This is a genomic window from Pseudocalidococcus azoricus BACA0444 (genome assembly GCF_031729055.1).
In the GTDB taxonomy this organism is placed as follows: domain Bacteria; phylum Cyanobacteriota; class Cyanobacteriia; order Thermosynechococcales; family Thermosynechococcaceae; genus Pseudocalidococcus; species Pseudocalidococcus azoricus.
On record NZ_JAVMIP010000002.1, the window covers coordinates 361,881 to 375,804 of the forward strand.

Genomic DNA, 13,924 nt, shown 5'->3' on the forward strand with positions numbered 1-13,924 from the left:
TGGGCGTAAACGTCTTGATGAATGATCTGATCTCAAGCTTATCGTAACAAACCGCTCAGTCTAGATTCTTATAACCATAGCCCCCACCGCCAGGAGTATGAATTTCAATGACATCATTGGCTTGGAGGTTTAAGCTAAATTTACCATCTAACTTTTGCCGTTTTCCTTCCGCTTGTTCTAACCAATTTTCCCCAACTTTTCCAGCTTCTCCATTTCTCAGTCCAAAGGGAGCCACAATTCGACTTTGAGAAATCATCCCCACAGTCATTGGTTCTAAGAATTTGATCCGCCGAATCAAACCATTGCCCCCGGTAAATCGACCTTGCCCCCCACTATCAGGACGAATTGCAAACGCTTCTAACAGCACAGGGAACCGAGTTTCTAACACTTCTGGATCCGTCAGTCTTGAATTAGTCATGTGAGTTTGCACGCCGGATGCTCCATGAAACCCAGGCCCCGCGCCAGACCCACCACCAATGGTTTCGTAATATTGATAATTTGAGTTGCCAAAGGTGAGGTTATTCATCGTTCCTTGGGAGGCAGCCAGCAAACCCAACGCCCCATAAATCGCATTCGTCACGGCCTGGGAGGTTTCGACATTACCAGCAACAACAGCGGCGGGATAAGTTGGGTTCAGCAAACAACCTTCAGGCACAATCACTGTCACGGGGCGCAAACAACCGGCATTGAGGGGAATTTTTTCCGGGATGAGGGTGCGTAAAACATATAACACCGCTGCTTTTGTCACAGCCAAGGGCGCATTTAAGTTACCAGTATCCTGGGGAGAAGTGCCGGTGAAATCTATGGTGAAGGTTTCGGTGTCGGGATGCACTTCAATGTTGACTTGAATGATTGCGCCGTTATCGAGGGGATAGATAAAAGAGCCAGAGTTGAGAGATTTAATTCGCTGCCGTAAACAATCCGCCGCATTGGCCTGGATAAATTCCATGTAGTTGCTAACCGTTTCCAGGCCATAGTGATCCACTAATTTGGTTAGCTCTTTCACCCCCCAATTATTCGCGGCAATCTGGGCCTGGAGATCCGTAATGTTTTGCTGGGGATTGCGGGCCGGATAGGGGCAGTTTGTGAGGAGATTTAATAGGGCTTGTTCTTGAAATTCACCGTGATTGACCAGTGGGAAAAAGTCCAGTAATACGCCTTCTTGATCGAGATGGTAACTATCGGCTGGCATGGAACCGGGCGTAATTCCACCAATATCGGCATGATGGCCTCGGGATGCAACAAAAAACTGCGGTGTTGATTGATCTAAAAATATAGGCGTAATCACCGTAATATCGGGCAAATGGGTTCCGCCAGCGTAGGGGTTGTTACTGGCATAAACCTGGCCTAGTTTGAGTTGCTTTCCTTTGATTTCTAAAAGGGTTTTGACCGTCTGGCCCATTGAACCCAAATGCACGGGAATATGGGGGGCGTTGGCGACCAGTTCACCCTTAGCATCAAACAAGGCACAGGAAAAATCTAAGCGTTCTTTAATATTTACCGAAGCACTGGTATTTTGTAGCGTTACACCCATTTGTTCGGCAATGGCCTGGAAGAGGTTGTGAAAAATTTCCAGTTGAATTGGGTCAGGTGCGAGTAGTGAGACTTCAGCTAAGGAATTTATCTGTTTCCTATTCCCTATTCTCGCTGCAATTTCTACTCTTTCCTCTCTTCTTAAAACTAAATTATGCTCCTGAGTGATCACAGCTTGCCAACCGACTTCAATCACATTTGTGCCAGTGGGTTCGATGATTAGAGCGGGGCCTGGAATCACCGTTTCAGGGGGTAAAGTATTCCGCGACCAGGCCGGGACTTTGTGCCATTTACCTTTACTGTAGAGATCAACATTGATGAGGGGGCTTGTATCAGTGTGAGTTTGATGATTAAAAGAATTCTGGGGTAAGGGCATCGCGCCAATCGCTTCCACGGCTAAACTGGCAATTTCGATGGGGCGATCTGTAAATGTGAAGCCATAGCGTTGTTGATGGGCCTGGGTGAAGGTGTCAATAATTGTAGTGATGTCATCTAAATAAGGAATCTCTAAACTGGTATCGCTACCTTGATAACGACATTGAAGGGTAGTGCGGGTGGTAATTTGTTGAGATTCAACTGCTTCTGATTCTAGTTCTTGAATAGTGGCTTGTTTGAGTTGGATTTCAATAGTTTCGATCACATCTTTAACATGAGTTTGCGTTAGATTATCAGGTTCAATTGTCAACAAAATTGATTGTTCTTTGATTGCTCTGACATCTGCTAATCCCATGCCATAGGCTGATAAAACTCCAGCGTAAGGGTGAATTAGCACTTGAGAAATCCCCAACGATTCCGCAATTAAACAGGCGTGTTGACCCCCGGCCCCGCCAAAACAACAAAGAGTATAATCCCGCAAATCATAACCTCGTTGGAGTGAGATTTTTTTAATGGCCTGGGCCATGGTTTCAACCGCAATGGTGATAAATCCGGCGGCAACTGATGCGGGGGTGATCTGGGTATTGGTGACGGTTTTGATCGATTCTGTGAGCGCCGCAAATTTTGTTTGTACGGCAGTGACATCTAGGGGTAAATTGCCAGCGGGGCCGAAGATTTTTGGAAAGTGATCCGGTTGAATTTTGCCCAATAATACATTCGCATCGGTAATCGTTAAGGGGCCATTGTTACCATAGGCGGCGGGGCCTGGGTTTGCTCCGGCTGATTCAGGACCAACTTGATAGCGATTTTGCGAATATTTGAGAATCGAACCGCCCCCGGCCGCCACTGTATGAATGGCCAACATTGGAGTTTGTAGCCGCACCCCTGCAATCTCAGTTTCCCATTGCCGCTCATAGACTGGAATCATTGTGTGTTCATCCCTATGGCGATAGTGACAAACATCCGTAGAAGTGCCGCCCATATCAAAGCCAATGATGTGTTTAATGCCTGCTTGTAGCCCTGTTTGGACAACCCCGACTAAGCCGCCGGCAGGCCCCGAGAGAATGCTATCTTTACCTTGAAATTGAGTTGAACTAACCAGGCCCCCATGAGATTGCATAAATAACAATTTTTCCGGAGGAAGTTCTTGCCCTAAGCGATCCACATATCTTCTCAAGATGGGCGATAAATAGGCATCAACAACGGTTGTATCTCCCCTCCGAATCAGTTTAATCAAGGGGCTAATTTGATGGGAAATAGAAATTTGCTTAAAACCAACTTCAGCGGCAATTTCAGCAATAATTTGTTCGTGCTCGGGATAGCGATAACTATGCATCAAGACAATGGCACAGGCCTGGATTCCTTGGTTGTAAGCTCTTTGCAAATCCTGTTTGATTTGGGGTATATCAAGTGAAGTTAGTTCTGCTCCATTGGCCTGGTAACGCCCCGTAGCTTCAATCACATCCACATAAAGTAGTTTTGGTAGTTTAATTTCTAAGGCAAACAGATCCGGCCGGTTTTGATAGCCAATTTGTAAAGCATCTTTGAACCCAACATTGATCACTAAAACAGTCGGCTCGCCTTTGTGTTCCAAGAGGGCATTGGTGGCCACCGTGGTTCCCATTTTGACAGCGGTAATTTGCTCAGGGGGAATCGGTTCATGACTAGCAATCCCTAAAATCTCGCGCATACCTTGGAGGGCTGCATCCTGATAGCGTTGGGGATTTTCCGAAAGGAGTTTATGAACAGTAATTTGACCATTTGGGGCCTGGGCGACAATGTCCGTAAATGTGCCACCGCGATCAATCCAAAACTGCCAACCCATAACAACTCACAAAACTGTTTAAAATGCTGTTGAAATGGCCTGGACGGGACAAGTAGGCACACATTGCTCACAGACAATACAGCGCGAGCGGGTAAATTGCAGTTGCCAAGTTTCTGGATGGAGTGATAAAGCTTGAGTTGGACATACGCCTGTACATAAGCCGCAATGGACACAGGCCTGGTCATCAATCATAATTTCCCGACTTGCGAGAGATACGCCAATTTCCTGGGTTCGCATCCAATCCAAGGCTGCCTCTAATTGATCAATGTCTCCAGCCAACTCCAGGACTAGTTTCCCCACCTGATTCGGCGCAACCTGGGCCCGGATGATATTTGCGGCAATATTAAAATCTTTGGCCAAGCGATAGGTTAAGGGCATTTGTACCGTGCGCCGGGGAAAGGTGAGAGTAACGCGCTTTTTCATAGTTGTTTCTCAGGAGTGAGGAATTAGAAGTGAGATATTTAGGATTAAGGTATTCTCTCTCCTCTTTTCTACCGCTTATTTCCGTCGCGCAGCCAAAACTTCATACACCTGTCGCAAGCTCACCCCATGATGGGCCAGGGCAACAAGGGCATGGTAAAACAAATCGGCAACTTCATTGGCAATGGCATCGGGTTGATCATCCTTACAGGCCATGACCACTTCAGCGGCTTCTTCACCAATTTTTTTTAGAATTTTGTTATCCCCGGCCTGGAAAAGCGAGGCGGTATAGGATTGACTGTCGGGATGTTTTTGTCGCTCTTGGATGACTGCAAATACTTGGGAGAGCATATCAGCCGGGGGGGGGAGAACTTTTGGGGCCTGGGTTTGCGGGTCTTGGATTTGATGGAAACAACTGCGCTCACCCGTATGGCAAGCAATATTTCCCACCTGCTCCACCGTAATTAACAGAGCATCAGCATCACAGTCATACCGTAACGACTTCACCCACTGGACATGGCCTGATGTTTCGCCCTTGGGCCAGAGTTCTTGGCGGGAACGACTCCAAAACCAAGTCCGCCCCGTTTCCATTGTTTTATGAAGTGAATCCCGATTCATCCAGGCCAGCATCAAAACCGTGCCATCTAAATAATCCTGAACAATGGCTGGCACCAGGCCCCGCTCATCAAAGCGAATGGTCTCAATGGGGATAGCAGGATAATTCAAAGCCAAAATAGCTTAATCGGCTCACTGTAACGTTACAAAAAACCTTAAAGACCCGGAGGCCACGCCTATCACAAGCATCCCGTATTGCTGCTCCCTTCCGGGCCTGACAAGGTTGAGGCGTTGTCATCGCATGGTTCCGAGCCGATCCCTATCATAACAACTGGCAGAAACTTTTGATCTTTTAATGAATAAGCGTAACCAATCTCATTGAGGCCTGGGATAAACCGCTATGCTGGCCATTAACCTGGGAATCAGAGTATGGAAGGCAGCCTCAGCGATCTTGATTTTTACAGCTTGCTTCAAAGTTTATCCCTAACACAACGCACGGGAGAACTTTATATTGAAGACGAGAGCGGCCAGTACTGGTTATTGCTCCTCATCAACGGCCGGATTCTCTACATTGCGGATCTCCATAGTCAGTCCCTCCACCGCCTCCAGGATTATCTACACGGCAATAATTTACGCACTCCTGACCAATCTGAGCTTTCGGATAGTAGTGCAGGGAGTAGTTGGCCCGAATATGAAGCCCTCTGGTGGTTACTTCAACAAGACCAAATTGATATTGCCCAAGCTCACCATCTCTTACGGCTAATGATTCGGGAATCCCTCTTAGATGTGGCCAGTCTTTATCGGGGCTGGTTTTGTTGGCAAACCACAACTCTAGGCATTCCCCAACTAACCACCTACCCTCTGATTGGGCTGCTCAGTGATGTCATGGAACAGTTGCGGGAGTGGAAAACCCTCTATCCCTACATTCGCTCTCCCGATCAATACCTCCATCCAGGAGATTCCCCCCAGCCCCAGGCCCTCCTCGCCGAAAGTAGTTGGAAGCTCCTCCAGGCCTGGATGCAGGATCAACTCAGTCTCCGCGTCCTGTCACGGCGTTTAGGGAGGGATATCAGTAGCGTGGGCAAAGTCATTCTCCCTTATCTCCACCAGGGCCTCGTCCAACTCACCCCCCCGCCTGCTCCCCCCAGGCCAGTTGCCCTGCACATTCAACGCCACACTCCCCGGATCATGTGTGTGGACGACTCTCTCACCATTCGTCAATTTGTCGAAAAAACCCTCTCCCAGGCCGGCTATGAAGCCACAGGTATTGCCCACCCCCTCAAAGCCCTCAGCCTGATTTTTCAACTCCATCCCGACTTAATTTTCTGTGATCTGAATATGCCGGAACTCAATGGCTATGACTTTTGTGCCATGCTTCGCCACACCCCCCAGTTTCGCCATACGCCAATTATTATCTTGACTAGCCATAGTGGCTTAAGCGAGCGACTGCGGGCCAATATCCTGGGAGCTAACAACTACCTAGCCAAACCTTTCAGTCCCGATGAATTACTATCCTTGGTTGAATATTACGCTGGACGAGCAAATCCGAGCTTGGCAGACCCGGAAAAAATGCTCCAAGACGCTCTCTAAACTCAGGAAATTAGGATCAACACCTTAAATTGATTCCGGCTCAACCCCCAATTCCCGCAATTTAGCCAATAAACGATCAGCCCGTTGTTTTTCCTGTTCGGCCCGTAATCGCTCTTGTTCTAACTGCTGATTGGCCTGGTCTAGCTGTTGATTTACTTGTTCCCAATTCTGGCGTAACTCCATCATCCCCTGAAACCGTTGCCCATCAGGGTAATACAGTTCCAATGTCTCAGAGGTAAGGAAAAAACGAATCGTTAACAACGGACTTGTCCAATCCTGAATCTCTGTGATCACCGCCAGTTGTCCACCCCCATTGCGCTGAAACCCGGATAGATCATTGTCTACCGGATCATAGATGTAATATTCCTGCACCCCATAGCGATCATAGAACTGGAGCTTGCGATTCATTTCCGTTGCAGTATTACCCGGCGATAGCACCTCAAACACCACATGCGGGGCAATATTCCCTTCTTCCCATTGCCGATAGGAACCGCGATACCCCTTAGCCCGGCCAAAAATTACCATCGCATCCGGCGCAACCCGAATTTCTGGATGACCTTCCACTGGATACCAGAGCAAATCCCCAGCAACAAAGACATTGGGGTCATTGGCAAACAGGCATTCTAAGTTTTCTTTGATCAGGACAATCCATTCAAACTGCAATGTATTTTCTGCCATGGGTTGGCCATTGCTATCGGGATAGATAATCTCAGGTTTGATTTCTCGCTCTAAGGAAAGGGTCATAGGGCTTACCCCGCCACGTTGCTTCTAGTCTAAATAGTCTTTTCCCAAATCCTCACTAAAAAACCGCCCATCTCCCTAGCTCCAGGCCAGATCAATCAGCGGTCTCTAATGCATTGTTAAGTTGAGGCTCAAAAACTGAACCTATAAAAGTCCCGTATTCGCGCCTGGCTTACCGGTAGAAAGCTCAACCTTAACGATTTTGCCTCCCATTTTTTGAATCCGTTGCTGTTCCTTAAACCAATTATCGTAGGGGACCAACTTGGTAAAATAAGTATTTTGCAATTCCCGCTGAGTCCGAATCCGGGTCTGGCTAGGAACGCAGGCAGTGATCTTAAACAGTCGCATAGGTCGTCGGCTCCAAACCTTGTCCTGAGTAGTGTGGGTCTAAATTCATCTTCTCAAATACACTAAGTCTGGGTGTTAAGGATCAACATCAAACTGTTCAAGCAAAAACGAACATATTCCGGAGTAACACCAGTGAACATGACGGGGCCTGTACAGACTGAAATTCATCCCCAACATCCCAGACCTAAAGCACAACCAGAAATCTCTGATCGGTAGTTAGTCCTAGCTCAAGCCAGAAGAAATGTAGTCAAAATAGACACCCATTTCTTTTCCAGCATCAGAACCCACCAAGCTAGCGGTGACTTCCTTCATGGCCTGGATCGCCTGCACAGTAGCGGCAATGGGCACGCCCAAGGAGTTGTAGGTTTCTTTCAAACCGTTCAATACCCGCTCATCCAAGATGGAAGGATCGCCAGCCAACATGGCATAGGTGGCGTAACGGAGGTAGTAATCTAAGTCACGGATACAAGCGGCATAACGACGGGTGGTGTACATATTCCCACCAGGCCGAGTGATGTCGGAGTACAACAAGGACTTAGCAACAGCTTCCTTGACGATACCAGCGGCGTTGGAGCTAATCACGGTAGCGGCCCGGACGCGCAGTTCGCCAGTGGCAAAATAAGACTTGAGCTTTTCTAAAGCAGCAGTATCCAGATACTTGCCCTGCACATCAGAGGAGTTGATGACAGCGGTAATGGCATCTTGCATGGTTATAATTCCTCAGCAATGTTCTCAATAAGTTAAAAATTGAACGCAAGAGACGGCAGCCTTACTGCATGGCCCCAATGACGAAATCGAAGTAAGAACCAGCTTCAGCGGCATCTTCGGCCGACAAGAGGCTAGCAGCGGCATTTTTCAAACCACGCACACCTTCAGCCACGGCCGGGATGGGAGTACCCAAGGAGTTGTACATTTCCCGCACGCCAACGATCCCAATTTCTTCAATCGGGGTGACATCGCCAGAAACAATTCCGTAGGTCACTAAGCGGAGGTAGTAGTCCAAGTCACGCAAGCAGGTGGCGGTCATTTCTTCGCCATAGGCATTACCACCGGGGGAAACCACATCAGGGCGTTTCTGGAACAATTGATCACCGGCTTGTTTGACCAGACGCTCCCGATTTTCGGTCAGGGTTTGGGCAATGCGTAACCGCCGTTCGCCAGTGGTGACAAAGCTCTTAATCCGATCTAATTCACCGGGGCTGAGATAACGGGCCTCGGCATCAGCATTCACGATCGACTTCGTGACGACGCTCATTGAATTCCTCCAAGTTGGAATGAAAAAACTAGGGGCTTAGTATCTGAAGCTGGCTTAAGCCAGAATGAGTTGGGAGGATCACAGCCTTTAATCAGAGAGCCAAACTAGGGTCTAAACCAGCTAACTCTCAGACGGGATCACCCCCGTGAGGTCAGAAACCTTCCGCAAAACATTGTCTGTTAATGCGAACATCAAACGACACCCTTGAAATGCTTTGTAACATTTCTGGGATTTTTCGGGCAAGGTTGGCCATAAAAGCCCTCAAAGTCAGGGAAGACGTTAATCCCTTGTTACATTTGTTCGTAAAGGGCGGGAAGTCTGGACATAATTGTTCATAATGACCAAAGGCAGGGATTGAGCTAAGGGGCTGATTTTTAGCTTCCTCCCCCAGGGTTACCCATTGAGAGGCCTAAAGTTGCCAACATAGCTGCCTCAATGGTCGGTGATTGAACTCCTGTGCGCCCAATTTAATCCATTCAGGGCATGGGCTGGAGAGCTAAACCAATACAAAACACAAGGGGGAAATCAACCTTACAGGCCAGGCCATCTAGGCATTTTTTTCTTTTCTGAGTCCTTACCTTGTTTCCTCAAGCTTAGACCTCAACCAGGGATCCTCGTGGCAAGGTAAATTTAGACGATAGGATTCAATGAATTGCCATGGCTTTGATCCGACTCCTTCACGCCAAGCTCCATCGTCTGCGAGTCACCGATGCCAATATTAACTATGTTGGGAGCATTACGATTGACCCAGACCTCCTGAATTTAGTTGGCATTTTACCCCTTCAAGAGGTGGAGGTTTGGAATGCAACCAATGGCAACCGCTTAACAACCTATGCCTTACCCGGCCAAGCCGGAACGGGAACAATTTGTGTCAATGGGGCGGCGGCCCATCTATGTGCCATTGGCGATATTGTCATTATTGCGGCCTATGAACTGAGGGAGCGGCAGGCTGTTCTCCAAGCTGGCCACCAGGCCCGTGTCGTGATTGCCGATGCCCAAAACCACTGCCAAGAATTGCTCGAACAATCTCTTTGGGAAACAGAGTTAGGGATGACCCTGAAAACCACAGCCCAGCCCCTAGACTAAAAATCGCTCCCAATCGGGCCCAAATTGAAACTGCATGGTGGGGAAGATGGCCTCGACATTATCATCGGGACGGGGAATTACCACGGAAGAGCAAAATAGGGTTTCTTCTTTCGGGCTTTCGGCTGGAACTTTTTTGGCCGCTAGTTCTCCCGCTGCAACCGAGGCCTGGACTTCAGCCACATCGCCCCGGACAATAATCGTCAGCCGGGCCCCACTGAGACGTTCATAACCCACCAATGTCACACGCGCTGCTTTAACCATCACATCCGCCACAGCCAAGGCCGGGGGAGTTCCCAATACTTCTACCATTCCAACGGCTATCGGCACAGCTTATGACCTCGCATCTTTGGGCTAATGTTTACGATCAACCCATATTTTAATCCAGGAGCTACCCCAACCAAGCCACAGTCTCCGGAAATTCAATGATTCCAGCCAATGATGAATATAAACATTTTTTATCGTTACTCTCACTGAGCCGATGGTGCTGGCCGTTAGGGATTGAATAGAGAAATGTCAGAAAGTTTGTTCTTGGCAGAATTCTTAAGATTTCTATAAATCCGCACGGTCGATGTATCGGCATAGATGCTCTGAGCCTCAGTGTTGCTCTGCAAAAGTGATCCCTAAAAGTACGACTGCTACCCCAAAACTATTTGTGTTAGATTATGCTTAATACATTGTGATAAAACATCATCAATATTATTTGAGCCGTTAGATTTTCTGGCGTTGCTTCCTGTACCTTGTCCTTTTAGCCCAGGCCTGGAGTTAACTAAACCTATGGACTACATTGAGCAAATTTTAGAAACATTGAAGTCTTGGTTAAAAAAACTGGTAGAACTCCTTGCCGGTGATGAACCTGAGCCAACCCTGGAACCCATTCCAGTCCCAGTCCGCGAGCGCAACGGCCGTTAAGGCTTTCGGGACTCCCTGAATTTGATCACCATTGCTGTCATCCACGGGCCCAACTTAAACCTTCTCGGAACGCGAGAGCCTGGGGTTTATGGTTCAGTAACCTTAGAGCAAATTAACAATGCCCTAGAGCAACTGGCTGAGTCCTTGGGGGTGAGAGTCGTTTGCCAGCAGTCGAACCATGAAGGAGTCCTTGTTGATTGGCTCCACCAGGCCGGGGCTAACTCTGCTGGAGTCATAATCAATGCCGGAGCCTACACCCATACCAGTGTGGCGATTCGAGATGCTATTGCCGCCATCCAGATTCCCGTAGTTGAAGTTCATCTCAGCAATATCCACAAACGAGAAGAATTTAGACACCATTCCTATTTAGCTCCAGTGGTCATAGGACAGATTTGTGGCTTTGGGCCCACCAGTTACCTCCTCGGCCTGCGGGGGATTATCCAGCATCTTCAGCCCCCCAACTAAAGACCAATCCAGGGTCCTTTGTTTGTTAACGCCTGATCACCGCAAACCCGACTCCAAATAAGATTAAGGCTCCTCCAAAGACCAAAACCAGGCCTGGGCGTTCCCCAAAGACCCAAAAGGCGAGGGCACTGGCGGCAATTGGCTCTGCTAAAACCGCTAAGGTCACCCAAGTTGGGGCCAGCCAGCGAATTGCCCAGTTCAAGCTCGTATGACCAATCAGTTGCGGAATTAAGGCTAACAGCAGCAGCACTCCATAAATTTCCCCCGGCCAACCACCATAGGAAACCCCTAAAAGCGGTGGTAGCGGCAGAAGAATTAGGGCGGCACTGGTATTGGCAATGGCGGTATAGTGGCGAATGCTTAACCCTTGGGCCTGAGCCTGCTCCCCACTGATAAAGTAGAAACTGACTGCCCAGGCCGCCAATAAAGCCAGGCCATTTCCCAATAGAGGCTGCGGCGCGAGGTCTCCGGCTTTTTCCCCCAGGCCAATTAGCAACCCACCTCCACAGGCCACCGTAATGCCGCACATCGTCCCCCAAGTCAGCCTTTTTCCTTGCCAAAGGTACTGAATCAAAGCCGTCCAAATCGGGGTTGTGGTCACTAAGGTTGTCGAAGCAACGATGGATGTGTAATTGAGGGAGCTAAACCAAAGGCCAAAATGGGCGGCCAAGCAAAATCCAGCCATCAGTCCCCAACCATAGGCAGAGATGGCCAGAGGTGGCGGAGAGTTGGGTTTAGGGATGTTGGAGCCGGGGGAGCGTTGCCAGAGGGAGGCCAGCACTGGGGCGGTAGTTTTAATAAATTGGGGCAATAATAATAAAGCAGCAATTCCCAGACGGCCGGCTGCAAGAAAGAAACTAAAGCCAATCCCCTTGGTGTAACTGGACTCAATCCCTAGGGATGCGGCCCAGAGGGTGGCCCAACGGACTAAAATTGCCGCTGTGGAAACGGCCATGACCGCTAAGCCTAAGACCAGGCCTAGGACAATCCCCTGCGGACGTTGGCGGCTCACAGACCTAGACCCTGACAAGAGAGTTCGAGTTGCCCAGTGAAGCAGGACATTAAGTTAATGTAATTCTGGAAAAATCCCTTCGGCATCAAAAGCATCCATACTATTTCTGAAGCGGCAGCTACAGGACTTCTGATTTGCGCCTTACCCTTTCGGAGTAATTTGCCTTTTCGGGGATTTGAGGGGCTATGCGGGGGAATAGATAGCCCAACTGAGCTGAATCATAACCTAACTGAGTCTGGATGTGCAAGTCGCATTCTGGAAAATATTTCAAACCGGCAGACTATAGAGAGGCTGACCGATGAGAGTGGTGGCTCCGAGGGCGTTCCGATTGCCAACAGGACTAATTGATCGGCCAATCCGAGGCTATTTTTTATATAAACTGATTTATCAACTATTCTTACCAAAGCAGACCAGTGACCAGGCCAGGTGAGATGCATAACCGGCCAAAAACCTCAGATTGTTCTACCTCAAAACAGTCTCCACAGCCCCGATCAAAAAATCTTTGATTACTGGTTCATTTTTTCTAAAATAGCCACAGAAGAGGGAGAAGTCCGGGTTAAATAGTTAAAGACCCAAAACTTGAACCAGGAATCCATAATCACGGGGACGGTGGCAATAAAACTATTATTAAAGGTACGACTTTCGGGCAACCCAAAGTGTGAGGCAATCCCGCCCAAAATGACTTCCCAGCCCTCTGGTGAGTGATACCCGACAAATAGATCTGTGACTAAAATAACGAGAAACACTTTCGTCGTGTCATTCAACGAGGTAAACGTCCGCCCAAAGAACATCCGCAGAGCCTGGAGTTGCCGCCGTCCCACATAAACCAAGAGGACAAAAGAGGTTAGGGAAAGGATATCCGCAAAGATATTTTTCAGGCCATCTAAGGTTCGATACCCGGCCTGGCGATAAAGTTCCTCGGCTTTCTCCTTCAGTCTTGCGTGCATTTGATCTGTTGAGGCATTGGGGACTAATCCTAAGATTTCACCAATTTCGAGCTTTTCCTTATATTCAAAAAACTCGCGGCGAAAATTCTCCCCCACCTCTTGGCTAATTTCAGCCGGATTAGGATTACGATTCCACCAGCCATCTAAAAGCGGCTCAAAGATTAAGGCCCGGGTGGTAATTTGGACAATGAGGGGCACAATAACCAGAATCAAGAGCCAGCGAATGGCCGTCCCCTGTTGTTTGCGCAGAGTGCGTAAGTCGCGAATTACTTCCTGTTCATAGTCTGGATTGAGTTCCCGTTTGATTTGCTTGGCGGTATCAATAAAGTTATTGATCAAAAGAGAATTTTGGGGTGGCTGACGACTATCCCTGGTTAAAGCAATAATTTCCCCATTGTTAGTAATTGGATCCGTGATTATGGTGTTGACATTGGATTGAACGGCTTTAGGAACGTTTTGGGCTGGGAGAGGAGCAAGATTGAGATATTTACTGGCAACCGACTCAATAAAGGCTAACTTGGCGAGGATTTCAGTTTCTTGGGGATCATTTTGGATGTTTTTGAACCGGCCGGTCAGCTTAAATTGACTGAGATTAAATTCGATGACATTCAGCTGTTGTTCTACTTTCCCCTGTAAATACTCTGAGGCAGCTTTTCCTAGTTGGGGGGCAAAGCTCACGGCCTGGCCTTGAAAATGCTTATCTTCAATATCCTTGAGGGCGATTGCACCTTGGTAGGCTTTTTCTAGACTACTGAGTTGCCACTGCTGTAACCACCGCTGCCACATAGGGGAAATCCAGGTTGAGATGGGGGATCAAAAATTACTCTCAGTCTAAGGCCCGTGCCTTTAATTGAATAGCAGAT

The 13,924-nt window shown here is 48.3% G+C and carries 14 protein-coding genes, 1 other RNA gene and 1 riboswitch; of the genes, 4 read left to right on the forward strand and 11 right to left on the reverse strand.

Annotated features, from left to right (window positions below; genetic code table 11):
- Positions 1-55 precede the first annotated feature (55 nt).
- The 4 genes from RIF25_RS04190 to ffs all read right to left on the reverse strand — a co-directional run bounded on the left by RIF25_RS04190 (position 56) and on the right by ffs (position 5,022).
- A complete protein-coding gene (locus tag RIF25_RS04190; protein WP_322877297.1) occupies positions 56-3,733 on the reverse strand; it encodes a hydantoinase B/oxoprolinase family protein in 3,678 nt (1,225 codons plus the stop codon).
- Positions 3,734-3,751: 18 nt separating this feature from the next.
- Positions 3,752-4,156, reverse strand: coding sequence for an NIL domain-containing protein (locus RIF25_RS04195; protein ID WP_322877298.1), 405 nt, complete (start codon positions 4,154-4,156; stop codon positions 3,752-3,754).
- Positions 4,157-4,231: 75 nt separating this feature from the next.
- Complete coding sequence (gene hisIE / locus RIF25_RS04200; RefSeq protein WP_322877299.1) at positions 4,232-4,879, reverse strand: bifunctional phosphoribosyl-AMP cyclohydrolase/phosphoribosyl-ATP diphosphatase HisIE; 648 nt, start codon at positions 4,877-4,879, stop codon at positions 4,232-4,234.
- A 46-nt stretch (positions 4,880-4,925) separates the two neighbouring features.
- Positions 4,926-5,022, reverse strand: an RNA gene (ffs, locus tag RIF25_RS04205) — signal recognition particle sRNA small type.
- Between the two features lie 115 nt (positions 5,023-5,137).
- On the opposite strand from ffs, the gene RIF25_RS04210 reads away from it, so the two are divergent.
- Positions 5,138-6,298 (forward strand): response regulator, encoded by a 1,161-nt coding sequence (locus RIF25_RS04210; RefSeq protein WP_322877300.1) that lies wholly within the window; start codon positions 5,138-5,140, stop codon positions 6,296-6,298.
- A 24-nt stretch (positions 6,299-6,322) separates the two neighbouring features.
- Here RIF25_RS04210 and RIF25_RS04215 read toward each other — a convergent pair whose 3' ends face one another.
- The 4 genes from RIF25_RS04215 to apcA form a co-directional block, all read right to left on the reverse strand.
- A complete protein-coding gene (locus RIF25_RS04215; RefSeq protein WP_322877301.1) occupies positions 6,323-7,042 on the reverse strand; it encodes a Uma2 family endonuclease in 720 nt (239 codons plus the stop codon).
- Between the two features lie 141 nt (positions 7,043-7,183).
- The gene (locus RIF25_RS04220; RefSeq protein WP_015126100.1) at positions 7,184-7,387 is read right to left on the reverse strand and encodes a phycobilisome linker polypeptide; all 204 of its coding nucleotides are present in this window, start codon (positions 7,385-7,387) and stop codon (positions 7,184-7,186) included.
- 222 nt (positions 7,388-7,609) lie between these two features.
- Positions 7,610-8,095, reverse strand: coding sequence for an allophycocyanin subunit beta (gene apcB, locus RIF25_RS04225; protein ID WP_015126101.1), 486 nt, complete (start codon positions 8,093-8,095; stop codon positions 7,610-7,612).
- A gap of 61 nt (positions 8,096-8,156) precedes the next feature.
- Positions 8,157-8,642: an allophycocyanin subunit alpha gene (apcA, locus tag RIF25_RS04230; protein ID WP_322877302.1), complete on the reverse strand. Its 486-nt coding sequence runs from the start codon at positions 8,640-8,642 to the stop codon at positions 8,157-8,159.
- 657 nt (positions 8,643-9,299) lie between these two features.
- Here apcA and panD point away from each other — a divergent pair.
- Positions 9,300-9,728, forward strand: coding sequence for an aspartate 1-decarboxylase (gene panD, locus RIF25_RS04235; protein WP_322877303.1), 429 nt, complete (start codon positions 9,300-9,302; stop codon positions 9,726-9,728).
- Here panD and RIF25_RS04240 read toward each other — a convergent pair.
- Positions 9,720-10,055: a carbon dioxide-concentrating mechanism protein CcmK gene (locus RIF25_RS04240; RefSeq protein WP_322877304.1), complete on the reverse strand. Its 336-nt coding sequence runs from the start codon at positions 10,053-10,055 to the stop codon at positions 9,720-9,722. The genes panD and RIF25_RS04240 overlap by 9 nt on opposite strands.
- A 396-nt stretch (positions 10,056-10,451) precedes the next feature.
- Between RIF25_RS04240 and RIF25_RS04245 the strand changes: the two genes are divergently transcribed.
- Positions 10,452-10,637: a hypothetical protein gene (locus RIF25_RS04245; protein WP_322877305.1), complete on the forward strand. Its 186-nt coding sequence runs from the start codon at positions 10,452-10,454 to the stop codon at positions 10,635-10,637.
- Between the two features lie 21 nt (positions 10,638-10,658).
- Positions 10,659-11,102: a type II 3-dehydroquinate dehydratase gene (gene aroQ / locus RIF25_RS04250; protein WP_322877306.1), complete on the forward strand. Its 444-nt coding sequence runs from the start codon at positions 10,659-10,661 to the stop codon at positions 11,100-11,102.
- Positions 11,103-11,127: 25 nt separating this feature from the next.
- Here aroQ and RIF25_RS04255 read toward each other — a convergent pair whose 3' ends face one another.
- Entirely contained in the window at positions 11,128-12,114 is a 987-nt protein-coding gene (locus RIF25_RS04255) for a DMT family transporter (RefSeq protein ID WP_322877307.1), read from the reverse strand.
- 78 nt (positions 12,115-12,192) lie between these two features.
- Positions 12,193-12,288: riboswitch (cyclic di-GMP riboswitch) on the reverse strand.
- A 332-nt stretch (positions 12,289-12,620) separates the two neighbouring features.
- Positions 12,621-13,847, reverse strand: coding sequence for a hypothetical protein (locus RIF25_RS04260; RefSeq protein ID WP_322877308.1), 1,227 nt, complete (start codon positions 13,845-13,847; stop codon positions 12,621-12,623).
- Positions 13,848-13,924: the final 77 nt, after the last annotated feature.

Bases quoted from the DNA above. Each gene is read 5' to 3' on its own strand.
- RIF25_RS04190 (WP_322877297.1), bottom strand. From the start codon at position 3,733: ATGGGTTGGCAGTTTTGGATTGATCGCGGTGGCACATTTACGGACATT.
- RIF25_RS04210 (WP_322877300.1), top strand. From the start codon at position 5,138: ATGGAAGGCAGCCTCAGCGATCTTGATTTTTACAGCTTGCTTCAAAGT.
- apcA (WP_322877302.1), bottom strand. From the start codon at position 8,642: ATGAGCGTCGTCACGAAGTCGATCGTGAATGCTGATGCCGAGGCCCGT.
- panD (WP_322877303.1), top strand. From the start codon at position 9,300: ATGGCTTTGATCCGACTCCTTCACGCCAAGCTCCATCGTCTGCGAGTC.
- RIF25_RS04215 (WP_322877301.1), bottom strand. From the start codon at position 7,042: ATGACCCTTTCCTTAGAGCGAGAAATCAAACCTGAGATTATCTATCCC.
- apcB (WP_015126101.1), bottom strand. From the start codon at position 8,095: ATGCAAGATGCCATTACCGCTGTCATCAACTCCTCTGATGTGCAGGGC.
- RIF25_RS04195 (WP_322877298.1), bottom strand. From the start codon at position 4,156: ATGAAAAAGCGCGTTACTCTCACCTTTCCCCGGCGCACGGTACAAATG.
- RIF25_RS04220 (WP_015126100.1), bottom strand. From the start codon at position 7,387: ATGCGACTGTTTAAGATCACTGCCTGCGTTCCTAGCCAGACCCGGATT.
- RIF25_RS04260 (WP_322877308.1), bottom strand. From the start codon at position 13,847: ATGTGGCAGCGGTGGTTACAGCAGTGGCAACTCAGTAGTCTAGAAAAA.